Source organism: Mycobacterium sp. E2462 (genome assembly GCF_001672685.1).
Classification (GTDB): domain Bacteria; phylum Actinomycetota; class Actinomycetes; order Mycobacteriales; family Mycobacteriaceae; genus Mycobacterium.
This window is the reverse complement of record NZ_LZKC01000433.1, coordinates 1-699: the sequence shown is the minus strand read 5'-3', so window position 1 is coordinate 699 and position 699 is coordinate 1. Positions and strand designations below refer to the sequence as shown.

Annotated in this window: 1 protein-coding gene; it reads left to right on the top strand. The window is 67.5% G+C overall.

The genetic code is table 11. The annotated features are described in order from the left end of the window. Positions 1 to 45 precede the first annotated feature (45 nt). On the top strand, positions 46 to 699 hold a 654-nt coding region (locus A5714_RS21965; protein WP_156747440.1), incomplete at its 3' end, for an LLM class flavin-dependent oxidoreductase.

Sequence of the window (699 nt, the reverse complement as noted above, 5' to 3'; positions counted from 1 at the left end):
GAGCAGTGTGAGTGATATCAGCGGACTCGACTGCGAGGGAGCTTCATGACCAAGCTGAGGTTCGGGTACTTCATCGCCCCGTTTCACCGCGCGGGCACCAATCCCACGCTGGCCTTGCAACGTGACCTCGAGTTCATCGAGCACCTCGACGCCCTGGGCTTCGACGAGGTGTGGCTGGGCGAGCACCACTCGGCCGGCAGCGAGATCATCAGCTCGCCGGAGGTCTTCATCGCGGCCGCCGCCGAACGCGCCAAACGGATCCGGTTCGGCACCGGCGTCATCTCGCTGGCCTACCACAACCCGTTGTGGGTCGCCGACCGGCTGATGCTGCTGGACCATCTCACCCACGGCCGGGTGATCGGTGGCTTCGGCCCGGGCTCATTACCCACCGATTCAGCGATGATCGGGCTGAACCCGACCGACACCCGCGAACTGCTGGAAACCAACCTCGACATCGTCGCGCGCCTGCTGGCCGGGGAGGCGGTGACGGCCAAGACGCCGACGCACGAACTCGTCGACGCCCGCCTGCAACTGGCTCCGTATTCCGACGGGGGGATTCCGCTCGCGGTCGCCGCCGTGGCGTCACCGACCGGGGCGCGCCTGGCCGGCAAGCACGGCATCGGGCTGCTGTCCATCGGGGCGACGCTGACCGTCGAGGGGTTCAACGCGCTGTCCTACCACTGGGGCATCGTCGAGGAG